General features: G+C 43.8%; 15 protein-coding genes. 6 read left to right on the top strand and 9 right to left on the bottom strand.

Annotation, left to right across the window (positions count from 1 at the left end):
- Nucleotides 1–125: 125 nt before the first annotated feature.
- The 3 genes from icd to BFN00_RS11370 all read left to right on the top strand — a co-directional run bounded on the left by icd (nt 126) and on the right by BFN00_RS11370 (nt 2508).
- Nucleotides 126–1382, top strand: a complete 1257-nt coding sequence (icd, locus tag BFN00_RS11365) for an NADP-dependent isocitrate dehydrogenase (protein WP_071851740.1) — start codon at nt 126–128, stop codon at nt 1380–1382.
- Nucleotides 1383–1681: 299 nt separating this feature from the next.
- Entirely contained in the window at nt 1682–1807 is a 126-nt protein-coding gene (locus BFN00_RS16260) for a hypothetical protein (protein ID WP_283397895.1), read from the top strand.
- 143 nt (nt 1808–1950) lie between these two features.
- The gene (locus tag BFN00_RS11370) at nt 1951–2508 is read left to right on the top strand and encodes a M23 family metallopeptidase (RefSeq protein ID WP_071851742.1); all 558 of its coding nucleotides are present in this window, start codon (nt 1951–1953) and stop codon (nt 2506–2508) included.
- Here the strand turns inward: BFN00_RS11370 and BFN00_RS11375 are convergent.
- Nucleotides 2487–3698, bottom strand: a complete 1212-nt coding sequence (locus BFN00_RS11375) for a YbfB/YjiJ family MFS transporter (RefSeq protein ID WP_071851745.1) — start codon at nt 3696–3698, stop codon at nt 2487–2489. The genes BFN00_RS11370 and BFN00_RS11375 overlap by 22 nt on opposite strands.
- Before the next feature lie 212 nt (nt 3699–3910).
- Nucleotides 3911–5341, bottom strand: a complete 1431-nt coding sequence (locus BFN00_RS11380; RefSeq protein ID WP_071851747.1) for a pyridoxal phosphate-dependent aminotransferase — start codon at nt 5339–5341, stop codon at nt 3911–3913.
- 228 nt (nt 5342–5569) lie between these two features.
- Between BFN00_RS11380 and msrB the strand changes: the two genes are divergently transcribed.
- Both msrB and BFN00_RS11390 read left to right on the top strand, forming a co-directional pair.
- Nucleotides 5570–5989, top strand: coding sequence for a peptide-methionine (R)-S-oxide reductase MsrB (gene msrB / locus BFN00_RS11385; protein WP_004645533.1), 420 nt, complete (start codon nt 5570–5572; stop codon nt 5987–5989).
- A complete protein-coding gene (locus tag BFN00_RS11390; RefSeq protein ID WP_071851748.1) occupies nt 5986–6462 on the top strand; it encodes a glutathione peroxidase in 477 nt (158 codons plus the stop codon). Before msrB ends, BFN00_RS11390 begins: the two co-directional genes overlap by 4 nt.
- Nucleotides 6463–6564: 102 nt before the next feature.
- On the opposite strand, the gene dapC is transcribed toward BFN00_RS11390, so the two are convergent.
- The 6 genes from dapC to BFN00_RS11420 form a co-directional block, all read right to left on the bottom strand.
- Nucleotides 6565–7734: a succinyldiaminopimelate transaminase gene (dapC, locus tag BFN00_RS11395; protein ID WP_071851750.1), complete on the bottom strand. Its 1170-nt coding sequence runs from the start codon at nt 7732–7734 to the stop codon at nt 6565–6567.
- Nucleotides 7735–7751: 17 nt separating this feature from the next.
- Nucleotides 7752–10424: a [protein-PII] uridylyltransferase gene (gene glnD / locus BFN00_RS11400; RefSeq protein WP_071851752.1), complete on the bottom strand. Its 2673-nt coding sequence runs from the start codon at nt 10422–10424 to the stop codon at nt 7752–7754.
- A gap of 26 nt (nt 10425–10450) precedes the next feature.
- Nucleotides 10451–11665, bottom strand: a complete 1215-nt coding sequence (gene purT / locus BFN00_RS11405) for a formate-dependent phosphoribosylglycinamide formyltransferase (protein WP_171248532.1) — start codon at nt 11663–11665, stop codon at nt 10451–10453.
- Nucleotides 11666–11780: 115 nt separating this feature from the next.
- Nucleotides 11781–12425, bottom strand: coding sequence for a hypothetical protein (locus BFN00_RS11410; protein ID WP_044113026.1), 645 nt, complete (start codon nt 12423–12425; stop codon nt 11781–11783).
- Nucleotides 12426–12518: 93 nt separating this feature from the next.
- Entirely contained in the window at nt 12519–12866 is a 348-nt protein-coding gene (gene ygaH, locus BFN00_RS11415; RefSeq protein WP_044113027.1) for an L-valine transporter subunit YgaH, read from the bottom strand.
- Complete coding sequence (locus BFN00_RS11420; protein ID WP_044113028.1) at nt 12863–13615, bottom strand: AzlC family ABC transporter permease; 753 nt, start codon at nt 13613–13615, stop codon at nt 12863–12865. The genes ygaH and BFN00_RS11420 overlap by 4 nt, the downstream gene beginning before the upstream one ends.
- 103 nt (nt 13616–13718) lie before the next feature.
- On the opposite strand from BFN00_RS11420, the gene BFN00_RS11425 reads away from it, so the two are divergent.
- Nucleotides 13719–14216 (top strand): hypothetical protein, encoded by a 498-nt coding sequence (locus tag BFN00_RS11425; protein ID WP_071851754.1) that lies wholly within the window; start codon nt 13719–13721, stop codon nt 14214–14216.
- Between the two features lie 204 nt (nt 14217–14420).
- On the opposite strand, the gene BFN00_RS11430 is transcribed toward BFN00_RS11425, so the two are convergent.
- Nucleotides 14421–15038: a superoxide dismutase gene (locus BFN00_RS11430; protein WP_005097397.1), complete on the bottom strand. Its 618-nt coding sequence runs from the start codon at nt 15036–15038 to the stop codon at nt 14421–14423.
- Nucleotides 15039–15172: the final 134 nt, after the last annotated feature.

The following is a 15172-nucleotide window of genomic DNA, read 5'->3' on the forward strand; positions in this document are numbered from 1 at the left end:
TTTCCCGTATAAATCTCAAAAACAACAAATCTGGATTAGAATATTATGCGTTAAGAACAGTTGAAAGTATTGCCTAATCGGCAATTATTTTGGATTTGTCAGCGGCATCCGGGAGAATACTAATAATGGGATATCAAAAAATCGTAGTACCTGTGGATGGTACCAAAATTACCGTTAATGCAGACCTGTCACTCAACGTACCAAATAATCCAATTATCCCATTTATCGAAGGGGATGGAATCGGTGCAGATATTACACCAACAATGCGAACTGTGGTAGATGCTGCTGTGCAAAAAGCATACGCCGGGAAGCGTTCCATCGAATGGATGGAAGTCTACTGCGGTGAAAAAGCTGACAAAATTTACGGCACCTATATGCCTGAAGAAACTCTCGAAGCACTGCGCGATTATGTGATATCGATTAAAGGTCCACTGACCACGCCAGTCGGTGGTGGTATTCGTTCCTTGAATGTGGCTTTACGTCAGGAACTGGATTTATATGTCTGTGTACGTCCGGTGCGCTGGTTTGAAGGGGTACCTTCGCCAGTACATAATCCGGAACTGACCGACATGGTGATTTTCCGTGAGAATTCAGAAGATATTTATGCCGGTATTGAATGGAAAGCAGATTCTCCGGAAGCGAAAAAAGTTATCAAGTTCCTGAAAGAAGAAATGGGTGTAACCAACATCCGCTTTGAAGACAATTGTGGAATCGGAATCAAACCTGTCTCCAAAGAAGGTAGCCAGCGTCTGGTGCGTAAAGCGATTCAGTTCGCCATTGAAAATCACAAGCCGAGTGTGACCTTGGTGCACAAAGGCAATATCATGAAATACACCGAAGGAGCATTTAAAGAGTGGGGCTATGAGGTCGCATTGGAACGTTTCGGCGGTGAGCTTTTAGATGGTGGTCCGTGGGTTAAAATCAAAAATCCAAGAACAGGCAAAGACATTATTATTAAAGATGTTATTGCAGATGCCTTCTTGCAGCAAATCCTGATGCGCCCGGCGGATTATTCTGTGATTGCGACACTCAACTTAAATGGTGACTATATTTCTGATGCGCTGGCTGCGGAGGTTGGTGGGATTGGAATTGCACCGGGTGCCAATATTGGCGGTTCGATTGCAGTCTATGAAGCAACCCACGGCACAGCGCCTAAATATGCCGGGCAGGATAAAGTGAATCCAGGTTCGATTATTCTGTCTGCAGAAATGATGCTGCGTGATATGGGATGGACAGAAGCTGCCGACCTGATCATCAAGGGGATTTCGGGTGCGATTGCGGCAAAAACGGTGACTTACGATTTCGAACGCTTGATGCCAGGGGCGACCTTGCTTCGTTGTTCTGAGTTTGGTGAAGCGATTATTGCTAAGATGGATGCCTAAAATTGCGAGGCAATTTATGAGTTAAAGCCCGCAGTAATTGCGGGTTTCTTTATAGTTTTATTTTTAGAAAAAGTCTGAACAGCTAAGAGCTAAACGTTAAAATAAGTATCAGGCTGCAAGATCATGTAAGAAGTGTAATGAGCCTAAAAATGATTCGTTCTAAGCTGAATAACTTAGTAAACACTGTATTACATTGACGTATTTGGATACAGCTCAGCGATTGGCTTATTTTGTATAAACGTTACAGTGATGAATGGAACTTCCAGTGATATAGAGACGTTTCTCCAAAGGAGTAAATCATGGCTAAAGCTAAAGCGAGACATAAGCAGGTCCAACAAAAAGACAAGCAGGACAATGCTCAGAATGAAGAGCAGCAACAGCAACAACAACCATCGAAACCATCTCGTGCTAAAAAACGTAGATAATCTCCTATCCACCTAAAATAACAAAACCCTCATTTGAGGGTTTTGTTATTTGAACGCTTGTATAAAATCATCACTAAAAATAACAGGATTGTGACTTTAAATTAGGCGGTTGTGATTAAGATAAAAGTCATCTATTTAATTTAATGCGAATATTGGTGAAATTTCTTCGGATTATAAGCTTACTGTTATCTATAGGTTTTCTACTAACTGCCTGTCAGCCACCGCCTTCAGGTGAAGCAGCAGGTTGGAAAAGCCCTTATCTGTATTGGCAATTACAGAGAGCCCAGTTAGAAGCTCCGCTACAGATTCCGGTTGAAGGCGTCAGAGTTGGTCAGATTAATGATACTTGGGGAGCAGCGCGTAGTGACGGTCGTAAACACGAAGGTACGGATATTTTTGCCAAACGCGGTACGCCAGTATTTAGCGCCACCCCAGGTATTGTGCGTAGGATTGGCACCAACAATCTGGGTGGAAAAATCATCTGGGTGACTGGCCCCAATATGAGTCAGCATTATTATGCACATCTGGATGGTTATGCAGAGCATATTCAGGAAGGCGACTGGGTGGAAGCAGGTGAAGTCATCGCTTATGTGGGTAATACAGGTAATGCCAAAAATACCCCGCCGCACTTACATTATGGCATTTATTTAGGTGGGCAAGGAGCAACCAATCCTTATCCTTATTTAGTTCCTTCTCCATGAGCAGAAATTGGCGGAGTTTGTTGTTCAGATTTGAGTCTGACAGGACGTGTGTACCAGAACAATTGCAATGTTCCTAATAAAAGAACCAATGTGGCCAGTATGAACTGTTGATGATAGCTCAATCCAAAATATTGCAGCGCACTAAAGCTGAGTCCACCGATCAGCTGAATCGAGGCAAAACACAAGGTAGCAATACTCCAGAGCTTTTTATAAGCCAGTCCATACAGTTGTAAAATGGTATAGGAGGTCAGGAAGACCACAGCCGGATTTAACATCCCGGTAAAAAAGGAAGAGCTAAAAGTGAGTAAGGGATAGGCATCTAGAGGCGCAATAAAAATAGCCACAATATAAAGACTATAAAGAATTTTCAGGGCAGCAAAATCACCCCATTTTCTGGCCAGCACATAAGCACTAAAGGCACCCAAGGCACTGCCTATTCCATACAGAATCCAGTTGAAATTAATCCAGAACAAGCTCAATCCCAACTGCTGGCTTAAATAATCAATCCAGAATAATGAATGCGGTATATAGGCGAAAGCACTACACGCGTAGACCGTCAGTAAACTATAAAAGATGCTATTCAGAGATAGATGAGAGGTAACCGCAGGAGCTTGTACGGACAAATACGGCTTAAATTTCTGAATCAGTAAACTTAAAACGATACAGATAAGCAAAGCAAAACCACATAAGATCAGCCAGGCTGTCTGTATGGAAATTTGATCCAGATAAGGCAGAAACAGGGTCGCAATTAAAACGCCTAGTCCAATCCCGCTAAAACCAATAAAGTTGATTTTAAGACGGTCTTGAAGTTCACAGCACTGTGCAACCACACTTGGCGATAAGATCATCATCAGTCCACCGCTGATCCCGGAAATAATACGCCAAGCGATATACCAAGCTTCAGAAAAACCAGAAAATGCACAGCACATCAGGCTGAACATGCCGGCGAAGGCTGAAATTTGAATATAAGTGCTCATACTCCGGTCTTGAGGCAGGCGCATGGCGGTAAATGCACCGATCAAATAACCCAGTAAATTGGCACTGCCCAAGAGGCTGGCAAAATCTGTACTCCAGCCAAAGGCTTCTCGTGTACCCGGTAACAACGCGGTGTAAGAGAAACGAAGAATGCCAATGCCCAAGCACATACTAAGGCAAAGAAACAGGCTGAGCTTCATTGTGTTTGAGGACATCCATGTACTCATAGAATTTTATATTTGATCAAAAAATAACATGAATCTTCATGATTGAGGGGAAATTGTCTGAGAAGAAACCATTGAGTGCAGAAATTTGCTCAAGTAAGCCCGTATGATTTTTAAAATTTCATCAGTCAAAAGCCTGAACTTTTTCAGAGAAATAAAAAACCGCGTATCAACGCGGTTTTTTATATTGTCTATTTCAAGAATTAACGCATCTTGGCCAGGAAACGGCCAACACGAGTGATGGCTTCACGCAGTTCATTTTCAGCCGGCAGGAACACGACACGGAAATGATCCGGTGTTGGCCAGTTAAAGCCTGTCCCTTGAACCAGAAGCACTTTCTCGGCACGTAATAAGTCCAACATCAGTTTTTCATCGTCCTGAATTGGATACACATTCGGATCCAGTTTCGGGAAGCAGTACATCGCGCCTTCAGGCTTGACACAAGACACACCTGGAATTTCGTTCAGCATTTCCCAGGCAATATTACGCTGTTCATATAAACGGCCACCCGGACGAATCAGGTCATTAATAGACTGGTAACCACCCAGGGCGGTTTGAATCGCATATTGTGCCTGATGGTTGGCGCACAGTCGCATCGACGCCAGCATATCAAGACCTTCAATATAGTCTGCTGCACGTGCTTTATTGCCGGTAATTGCCATCCAGCCGGAACGGAAACCAGCAATACGATAGGCTTTAGATAAACCGTTAAACGAAACACAGAGCTGATCGCCAGCCAGAGCTGCTACAGCAACATGCTCGATTCCATCGTAGATAATTTTGTCGTAGATTTCATCAGCAAATAAAATCAGGTCATATTTCTTGGCCAAGTCGACAATTTGTTGTAACACATGACGTGGATAAACCGAACCGGTCGGGTTATTCGGGTTGATAATCACAATACCACGGGTATTTGGCGTGATTTTGCTTTCCATATCAGCAATATCTGGATACCAGTGATTTTCTTCATCACATTTATAGTGAATCGCAGTACCGCCAGACAGGTTCACTGCTGCTGTCCAGAGTGGATAATCTGGCATTGGAATCAGCATTTCATCGCCATCATCCAGCAGACCTTGCATGGCCATAACAATCAGTTCAGACACACCATTACCGACATAGACGTCATTGACGTGCATATCCAGAATGCCTTTTTGCTGATAATACTGACAGATCGCCTTACGCGCCGGGAAAATCCCTTTGGAATCTGTATAGCCAATCGCATTCGGCAGGTTTAAAGCCACATCGTTGATAATTTCTTGTGGTGCTTCAAAACCAAATGGGGCAGGGTTGCCAATATTTAATTTAATAATTTTATGGCCAGCTTCTTCCATCTCGATGGCCGCTCGTAACACAGGTCCGCGAATGTCGTAGCAAACATGATCAAGCTTGGATGATTTCTTGATTTCGCGAGGGGATTGGAAAGTGTTCGGCATTTTGATGTTCTCGGATGGAGTGGAGGTCACTTTTGCATAACGATATAAATAACTTTTAAATGTCTCAGTTGTGACTAGATCGAGATCATGTTCATCTCGAAGTAGTGCAACAATTTTTTCATGCGTAAATCCAAGCTGCTGATATTGTTTGATCACAGGCAGCAGATTTTTAAAAATTACGCTCTTTTTTTGCGACATTTTTTAATCCTGAGCAAATTTAGAGCTAAGAATACCATTAAATTTGCTCACTAAAAAACATTTAATGTAAAAATTGCTTACTTTTATTTTTATATTTGCTTTCTTTTTGCTTTTTTAGACATTATATGTCTTTTGTAAAATGTTGAATAAAGACTAGAATTTTTAAAATGAATCACGTAAATATAGGATTATCCTATTTTAAATAGCAAGATAAAAAGGTATGTGATCATGGGAAAACTCAATAAATCAGACCGGGAATGGCAAAGAGAGTTATCACCTGAGGAGTTTCGCATTACGCGCGAGAAGGGAACCGAGCCGGCATTTACTGGAAAATACTGGAATACCAAGCAAGATGGCACCTATGTATGCCGTTGCTGCGGCACGCCACTGTTCTCGTCTGAGACCAAATATGACAGCGGCTGTGGCTGGCCAAGTTTCTACCGTCCCGTCAGCAGTTCGGTGGTAGAAGAATTACCTGATACTTCACACGGAATGGTCAGAACTGAGATTGTTTGTCATCATTGTGACGCACATTTAGGGCATGTTTTCCCGGATGGCCCAGAACCGACGGGTTTGCGTTATTGTGTCAACTCGGCTTCGTTAGACTTAGAAACACAAGAAAAAAATGATGAGGAAACCTATCCATGACTAACATTTATCAGTTCGAAGCTGAATTGTTAGATGGCAAAAGTAAGCCACTTGCAGATTATGAAGGCAAGGTACTTTTGATCGTCAATACAGCGAGTAAGTGTGGTTTTACCCCACAATTTTCAGGATTAGAAAAACTTTACGAAAAATATAGAGATCAAGGTCTGGAAATTTTGGGATTTCCATGTAACCAGTTTGGCGGCCAAGATCCGGGTTCCAATGAACAGATTGGGGAATTTTGCCAGAAGAATTACGGGGTATCTTTCCCGATGTTTTCCAAGGTGGATGTCAAAGGCCCTGAAGCGCACGCCATTTTTCGCTATTTAACCAATAATTCCAAAGGTATTTTAGGCAATGGAATTAAATGGAATTTTACCAAGTTCCTGATCGGCCGTGATGGCAAGGTGTTGAACCGTTTTGCACCAACCACCAAGCCTGAAGATCTTGAAGATGAAATTGCCAAAGTGTTGTAAGACTCTGCGTTATTTTCTCAGTATGCGATGAAGATAAAACTCATCTGAATCCAATTAAAAACCCACTTCGGAAAAGTGGGTTTTTTTAGTTATGAGCAAAACTTAGAGAATAGCTTTCAGGCGTCGAATGACTTCTTCACATTGCGCCAGATCGGCTACGAGTGCCAGACGTACATGATTTTCACCCGGATTACCCTGTTCGGTATCGCGGGATAAATAGCGACCTGGAAGAACTTTAATATGTGCTTCTTCCATCAGGCGTTTTGCAAAGGCTTCATCATTGTCAACTTTTAACCAGTAGTAGAAACCTGCATCCGGTTTTTTGAGCGGTAGCAGGTGACCGAGTTCTTTCTGGAATAAATCAAACTTGGCACGGTATTGCACCCGGTTTTCTTCCACATGCGCTTCATCATCCCAGGCAGCAATTGAAGCCAGTTGATGTTGCACCGGCATCGCTGCACCGTGGTAAGTACGGTATTGCAAGTAAGGTTTTAACAGGCTGGCATCACCGGCAACAAAACCTGAACGCATACCCGGAAGGTTAGAACGTTTAGACAGTGAATGGAACACCACACAGTTTTTATAGTCATCCCGGCCGATTTCAGCACAAACTTCCAGTAAACCTACAGGTGCCTGATCAAACCAGAGTTCTGAATAGCATTCGTCTGAAGCAATCACAAAGTTGTATTGATCCGACAGGGCAATCAGTTTTTTAAACTGCTCTTTTGATAATACTGCACCGGTTGGATTGCCCGGGGTGCAGACAAATAGCAATGCCGTTTTTTCCCAGACTTCTGCCGGAACAGCATCAAAATCACCGAGGTAATTATTTTCCTCAGTACAGTTGATGAAATAAGGTTTGGCACCTGCGAGCAGCGTTGCGCCTTCATAAATCTGGTAAAACGGATTTGGCATCACCACATAAGGTGCATCTTCACGATTCACCAAAGCCTGTACAAACGAGAAAATCGCTTCACGCGTACCGGAAACGGGCAGGATATTGCTGTCTGCGCTGATGCTATTCAGCTTAAAACGGCGCGTCAGCCATTGGGTAATACTTTCACGTAGCTCCGGCAGGCCTTTACTGTTTGGATACGTCGACAAATGTTTGAAGTTATCGATAATCGCTTGTTTCACAAACTCCGGTGCAGGATGCTTCGGTTCACCAATCGACAGGGGAATTAAAGGCATATTTGCAGGCTGGATATCCGCAAAAAGCTGATTTAACTTTTCAAACGGATAAGGATGCAGTAGAGACAAGCTAGAGTTCATGAATAAGTAACCGCGTTTTAATGTGAGTGTTGACTACAAACCTGATGAGAGGCTTCATCCAGTGCAATTTTAAGTGCAGCTGCAAATTCAGCAGATTCTTCAGGTGTCATAGGGTTGCCATCTTTTTTGGTGACAAAGAATATATCTTCGGCACGTTCGCCCAGTGTGGCGATTTTTGCAGAGTGGATATCCAGGCCCTGCATCATAAATAAACCGCCGATTTTGGCAAGTAAACCGGGATGATCGAGAGTGGCAATTTCGACCATATTTTGATTCAAGGCAGGATTGACACTGATATCGACTGTATTTTCAATATCGAAATGACGTAATTGACGCGGAATCCGGCGCTGCATCAAGCCCGGATATTCATCTGAATGACTCAAGGCATCTTTCAGAGCTTCAATCACTGTGGCTTCGCGTTCAGGATCAGTCAATAAAGTACCAAAACGGTCCAATACCACGTAGGTATCCAGACTGAAAGCTTTAGTGGCAGTAATAATTCTTGCGTCTTGTACATCCAGATTCATGCGATCCAGAATAGCCACCGTAGTGGCAAAAAGGTTGGGTTGATCCTGCGTATAAATAAAGATCTGTACCGCATCCTGCGCATATTTACGGTGCGCCCGCATCAGCACCAGTGGAGCAGGATTGTCGCCGTGTTGTAAGATGGCACGGGTATGCCAGGCAATTTCATCTGCTGTTTCTTTTAGGAAATAGTCATCACCAAGTTCCTGCCAGACTTTTTCTACTTCATCCAGTGAAAAGTCCTGAACCAGAAGTTCGCTGGCCGCAAATTTGGTATCTTCAATCAGCATTTGATAATCAACCGGACGACCCAGACCGGAACGGATTACATCGCGCGCCTGAGTATAGAGCTGGCGCATCAGGGAAGCGCGCCAGGTATTCCACAGCTTCGGATTGGTGGCGTTAATATCGGCTACCGTCAGGGTGTATAAATAATCCAGATGCTCCATGTCGCCCATTTTTTCTGCGAATTCTTTGACCACATCCGGATCGGAAATATCTTTTTTCTGGGCGGTGACAGACATTACCAGATGATTCTGGATCAGCCAGGCCACCAGGTTGCTTTCACGTTCGGTAAAACCGTGACTACGGCAGAATTTAATCGCATCGCTGGCACCAAGTTCACTGTGATCACCGCCACGGCCTTTGGCAATATCATGGAAAATTGCCGCCAGATAAACGATGTCACGACGGGTCAAACGCTGGAACACTGAACTGACTACCGGAAATTCTTTGGCAAATTCAGGTTCTTTAAAGCGGTTTAAATTACGTAGCAGCAATAAGGTATGTGCATCGACCGTATAAATATGGAACAGGTCATATTGCATCAGTCCCAGAATTTGTCCAAATGCAGGAATATAGTTTCCAAGCACACCATAACGCTTCATGGCAACCATGGTGTCATAGAGTCGATGCGGTGAACGGATAATCGCCATAAACAGTGCCTGATGCACCGGATTATCACGGAAATCCTGATCAATACGTTTTCCAGCCAAGGTCAGCAGGCGTAAGGTACGCGCACGAATGCCTTCGATTTCAGGACGATTGGCCAGCAGATAGAAAATTTCCAGAATTGCGCTTGGATTTTCCGAGAAAATCTTGTGATGTTGCACAGCCAGTTTGCCATCGACCAGTTTAAAGTTCTGGTTGATTTCTTCGATCTGGCGTTCATATTGCGGTAAACGTGGCGTAATCACCGATTCATTAAAATAAGCCAGCAGCATTTCGTTCAGTGTAGACACTTGCTGCGCACTGCGATAATAGCGCTTCATGAACTGTTCAATTGGATAGTTCGGATGATGCGCTTCTTCACGCACATAGCCGAATTTGGCAGCAATATCGCGCTGATAATCGAACAATAAGCGGTTTTCATCGCGCTTGGTCAGGCGGTGCAGGTGATGACGGATTTCCCAGAGGAAACTTTCGGCTTCCTCAAGCACACCGAGTTCAAATTCTGAAATAAAACCGAGATGCACCAGATCGTAAATGCGATTGACGCGGAAATGCCGTTTGGCAATCCAGCCAATCTGATTGATGTCACGGATACCACCCGGCGCATTTTTAATATCCGGTTCCAGATTGCTTTCGGTATTGTTGTGCTGAGCATAGCGTTTATGCTGCTCATCCATCTTGGCATCAAAAAAGGTTTTGTCGGTCCAGGTACGTGACACGATGCGACGTGGCCATTTGCACAGGTTTTCATTGCCAATAATCAGGCGGGCTTCAATCAGGGTGGTGGCAACGGTGAGATCACTGCTGGCCTGATTAACACATTCATTGATGGTGCGGACACTGATACCGGGTTTGAAATTTCCCACGTCCCAAAGCGATGAAATGAATGTAGAAATCAGTTGTTCCTGTTGCGGGTTAATCTCATCTTCCGACAAGATCATGATGTCGACATCAGAATAAGGCAGCATTTCACGGCGACCATAGCCCCCGACAGCAAACAGGGCCAAATCAGTTTGATCCAGTTCGGCATGTTGCCAGAGAAACTGCAATGCTTCATCAATCAGATTAGAACGCGCCAGAATAATATCCCGAATCGACTGGCCATTTTCAAAACTTTCCTGAAGCTGATTTTCGACATCACTGCGCCATTGATTGATGGCTTTAATGTCATGGTTACTTTTAGCGTAATTCAGCAGTGGATGGGTGTTGATCATGTACAGTCGTCCGTTGGTATTTCAGCTTAGTTTTGGTTGACGCTAACTTGGTTTGCGACCTGTAGGGCCAGTTCACGTGCCTGTTCAATGTTTTCCGCACGTGCTGTGGCAACGCCCATACGACGACGTTTAAAACCTTCAGGTTTGCCAAACAGGCGCAAATCGGTATTGCCGTCTGCTAAAGCAAGATTCAGGCCAGAAAATGAAAGATTACGGCCATCTACTCCAGCATAAATTACCGCACTGGCAGCCACACTATGTCGTGCAGTATTCACCGGCAAGCCTAAAATAGCACGTGCATGCAGCTCAAATTCACTTTGAAATTGGGAGGCTAAAGTCACCAGTCCAGTATCGTGTGGACGTGGGGAAACCTCACTAAACCATACTTTGTCGCCTTTTACAAAGAGCTCTACACCAAAGATGCCGCAACCACCGAGTGCTGTAGTAACCTTATTGGCAATACGCTTGGATTCTTCCAGCGCGGCTGGAGTCATCGGTTGAGGCTGCCAGCTTTCCACATAATCGCCTGAATCCTGACGATGTCCGATCGGGTCGCAGTAAGACGTTTCGATTTCGCCGGTTTCTGGGTTTTTTGCACGAACAGTCAATAAGGTAATTTCAAAATCAAAGTCAATTTGTGATTCTACAATCACCGTACCCTGATTGACCCGGCCACCGGTTTGCGCATATTCCCACGCTGCATCGACTTCATCAAAGTTTGTGACACGAGACTGGCCTTTGCCTGAAGATGACATTACCGGTTTCACAAAGTTTGGATAGCCGACATCGTCACAGGCCGCGCGGAAGGATTCTAAACTGTCGGCAAAACGGTAAGCTGAAGTTGGCAGACCGAGTTCTTCCGCAGCCAGACGACGAATACCTTCACGGTTCATGGTCAGATTGACGGCTTTAGCAGAAGGAATGACTGTAGCAATGTTCTGGGCTTCTATTTCAAGCAGAACTTCGGTCGCAATCGCTTCAATTTCAGGAACAATTAAATGTGGCTGGATTTGATTGATGAGTTGTTTGAGTTCTACAGCATCTGCCATATTCAAGGTATAGGAATAATGCGCAACCTGCATGGCAGGGGCATGATCATAACGGTCAGCAGCATGAACTTCGACTCCAAGGCGTTGTAGTGAAATCACCACTTCCTTGCCCAGTTCACCAGAACCCAATAATAGAACTTTATAGGCAGAAGATTGAAGGGGAGTACCAATAGTCACGCTCATGTGGATCATCCATGGTTGATTTTATGGACTTTTAGCATAGCAGAACTGAGCCGACAGTTAAGCCAAGATTCATACAAAATTGTGATATTGACCAACAGTTTTATTTATAAAGTTTTTCTAGATTTTAATAAGGAGGCGCTGTCATTTTCACATCGCTGTCAGACTGCGTTTGCAGAAGATAAATCTCGCTTTGAGACTTGAGCTTTTCTATTTGTGCAACTTGTTCAGTATTGATATTTAGCATCTTTAACAGACGTAATGTACGAACATGCAGGAAATACGCATAGGGCAATACAAAAGGCAGTACAAAGCACAGCAAAAATAACAGTAGCCCAAAAACTGTGAATTGAATGCAGTCTCGCAAGATGGTGGTGAGCTGGAACTGATCTGCTGAAAAGGCGGTAGCTGAAAAAAGAATAAAAAGGAGCGCAAATAAACCAGCAAAAATTTTTAGAGTATTCGGCAGGACACGATGTCTGAAGCTCCATTTACCCAAAATCAATGTCAAAGGATGAAGATGCAGCACGTATTGGCTCTGATTAAGCATAGCAATAATTTGATGGGTGCTATTCTTTTTAATATAAACCACCCGAACTTGATCTGCTGGTTGAGCATGTATTTCGACAAAATGTCCGGTAAAATTTTGAGCATTGATAAAACATTCAAAATATTGTGCCGGCACTTCATGTCGATGGAATACGGTTAACATTTCATCGCGCCGATGATGAATAAAGATTTTGCCTTCAATCACCTGTTTGACCTCAAACATGCGCATCCTTCCTTGTTTTTATTGTTATATAAAAAAGACCTATACTATGAGTTTAGCATAAGTCTTTGTTTCGATTGATCAACGAGTTAAAGCTTAAAAGGGTACTGGAACATAGGTGTAAACCAGGCCATAGGTGAGCGCTGCGGTCAGTGTCGCCATCACAATACGTTTAAACTTAAAGTACAAAACCGTGAGCACAATAAAGCCAACCAGCATCGCAAAACTTTTATTCGGTGTTTCTAATAATGGCGGTAAGGTAGCAACTACCAGCATGGAGCTGATTGCCGCAATGCCGATTGAACCCAAGGCAATTTTTAGCCACAATGCTCCGCGTTTTTGTGAGCCTTGCTGAAATTTCTGAATCACAAAAAAAGGCCCGAAGCGTGAGACGAAATTGGCGATCCCGACGACAATGCCGACCAGAATAATCTCTAGATTCATGCTTGATCTCCTGCATGTTCAGGATCTGGCTGTTTTAAGATATAGTGCTTGAACAGGCCGGCAAAAATACCAGAACTGATGCCAATGAAAATCGCGGCAGACAGATCAATAAAGTAACAGGCCACAGCAGAAACCAGAATGGTGACAGCCACAACAAAAGTATGTTTCTTCTCAAAAGCAGCCAATAGGAAACTCAGGAACAGCGCAGGTAACAGGAAGTCTAGAGCCGCTTGCAAGAATTGCGGCAGGTTGCTGACCTGATCGGCAAACAATCCACCGAGGAAAGATCCGAGTGCCCAGGACATCCAGCTAAACAGGCTTAAACCGAGCATCCAGGATTCTGACCATTCCTGTCGCCGTTGCGAGAGCTTGATCATGCCGGAGGCAAAAACTTCATCGGTCAAACCCCAAGACCAGATTGCCGTTTTCTTTAAATTCAGCCGGTCTTGAATCAGATTTTGTAACGCAGGGCCATAAAGCAGATGACGAATGTCTAAGGCAATCACGGTTAATGCCGTCATCCAGATAGATGTGCCACTACCTAAGAGAGCGATCACCAGGAACTGGCTGGCACCTGCATACATCGAGCAGGACAGGAACAGTGCTTCCCAGGCGGTAAAGCCAAACTGAGTGGCTGAAACACCAAAAGCAAACGACACTGGTAAATAAGTGAAGATAATCGCTTGGCTATCTTTTGCACCTTGCCAGAAGCCAGCAGGTTGCGTAGCGAGTTGATTCGGTTCAGACACGACACACCTTGAAGGAGAGTTGAACGATGGGTCAAATGAAGATTGTGTATTCTACGTGAATTTAATAGCATAGTGCCGAAATGTTTAAATTGGCGAGCCTGATATGTGGATGTTCAAGACACGTGCGATGCTGATTGCTGCTTTAATAAGCACGGCAATATTGTTACAAGCGTGTGGGAATGACAGTCAATCGACTGATAAGCCAGAAATTAAACCGGCACCTAAATTGACTAATGATGCGACGACTTATGCCAATGCCGCATGGCAACTGATCAATGAAGTGGATCCACTGGTCTATAATAAAGAAGTGGATCAGCTGGAAACACAGGTACGTCAACCAGCACGTAAATTGAGTACAGACTGGCGTATTAATGTCAAAATGACCGATTCGGTGACCGAAGGCAAATATGCTCTGTGTCGTAAAGCTTTGACCAGTCTGGAAATCTGGGCGCGGACGACCATGGAAAATGGCAACAGCCTGCAACAAAAACAGGCGGATTATGAGCGGGATAAACTGCAATGTCAGAATGCGATTGATAATCCTGAATTGGGAAATACTGATCCCAAACAAAAAGGTACCGCGATTGCTAATATGCAATAAACCTTTAGCCATTTAGTTATAAGCATAAAAGCCAGTCATTCAGACTGGCTTTTTTAGGATGAGACAACAGCAAGACTCTAAAAAGAGGGTATCCACACATGTTCTAATAAAATCACAAATACACCACAGATCAGGAGTGTGCTGCCAATTATGCGTTTAATCAGAATAGGTGTAGACATGGTCGATCTCCTTAAATATTTAAAGCTAAAGCGTGTTCAATGCTTCCAGATAACGACGATTCACTTCTTGCCAGTTCACGACATTGAAAAAAGCCGAGATATATTCCGGACGACGGTTTTGATAGTGCAAATAATAGGCATGTTCCCAGACATCCAGACCTAAAATGGGAATATTGCCATGCATCAGTGGAGAGTCCTGATTGGCGCTGCTTTCTACAATAAGTGTTTGATCTGGCGCAACACTCAGCCAGGCCCAACCGCTACCAAAACGGCTCAGTGCTGCCTGGGTAAAGGTGTCTTTAAATGCCTCGAATCCGCCTAATTCATGTTCAATGGCCTTTGCAATTTCAGCTTCTGGATGGCCGCCACCGTCTGGACTCATGACTGTCCAGAACAGGGAGTGATTGGCATGTCCACCGGCATTATTGATCACGTTCTGTTTTAATTGCTGCGGTACTTCATTGAATTTGCTAATTAAGGCTTCGACCGATAAATCTTCCCATTCGGTTCCTGCGATCCCTGCATTGATATTATTGATATAAGTTTGATGATGCTTGCTATGATGAATTTCCATGGTCTTGCTATCGATATGAGGCTCTAGGGCATCATAGGGATATGGCAGTACAGGCAGGGTATAGCTCATGGTCAGGATTCCTTTGCTAGAATGAAGTCATGTTATTTTTCATTAGATTTAACATACGCCTGAATTTAATATTTTTATATGAGAATAATTATCATTATTGTTAATATGTGTGAATTATGCGTTGCCTGTAAGTT

Origin of the sequence: Acinetobacter sp. AR2-3 (assembly GCF_001878775.1) — a bacterium.
GTDB classification, from domain to species: Bacteria; Pseudomonadota; Gammaproteobacteria; order Pseudomonadales; family Moraxellaceae; genus Acinetobacter; species Acinetobacter lwoffii_D.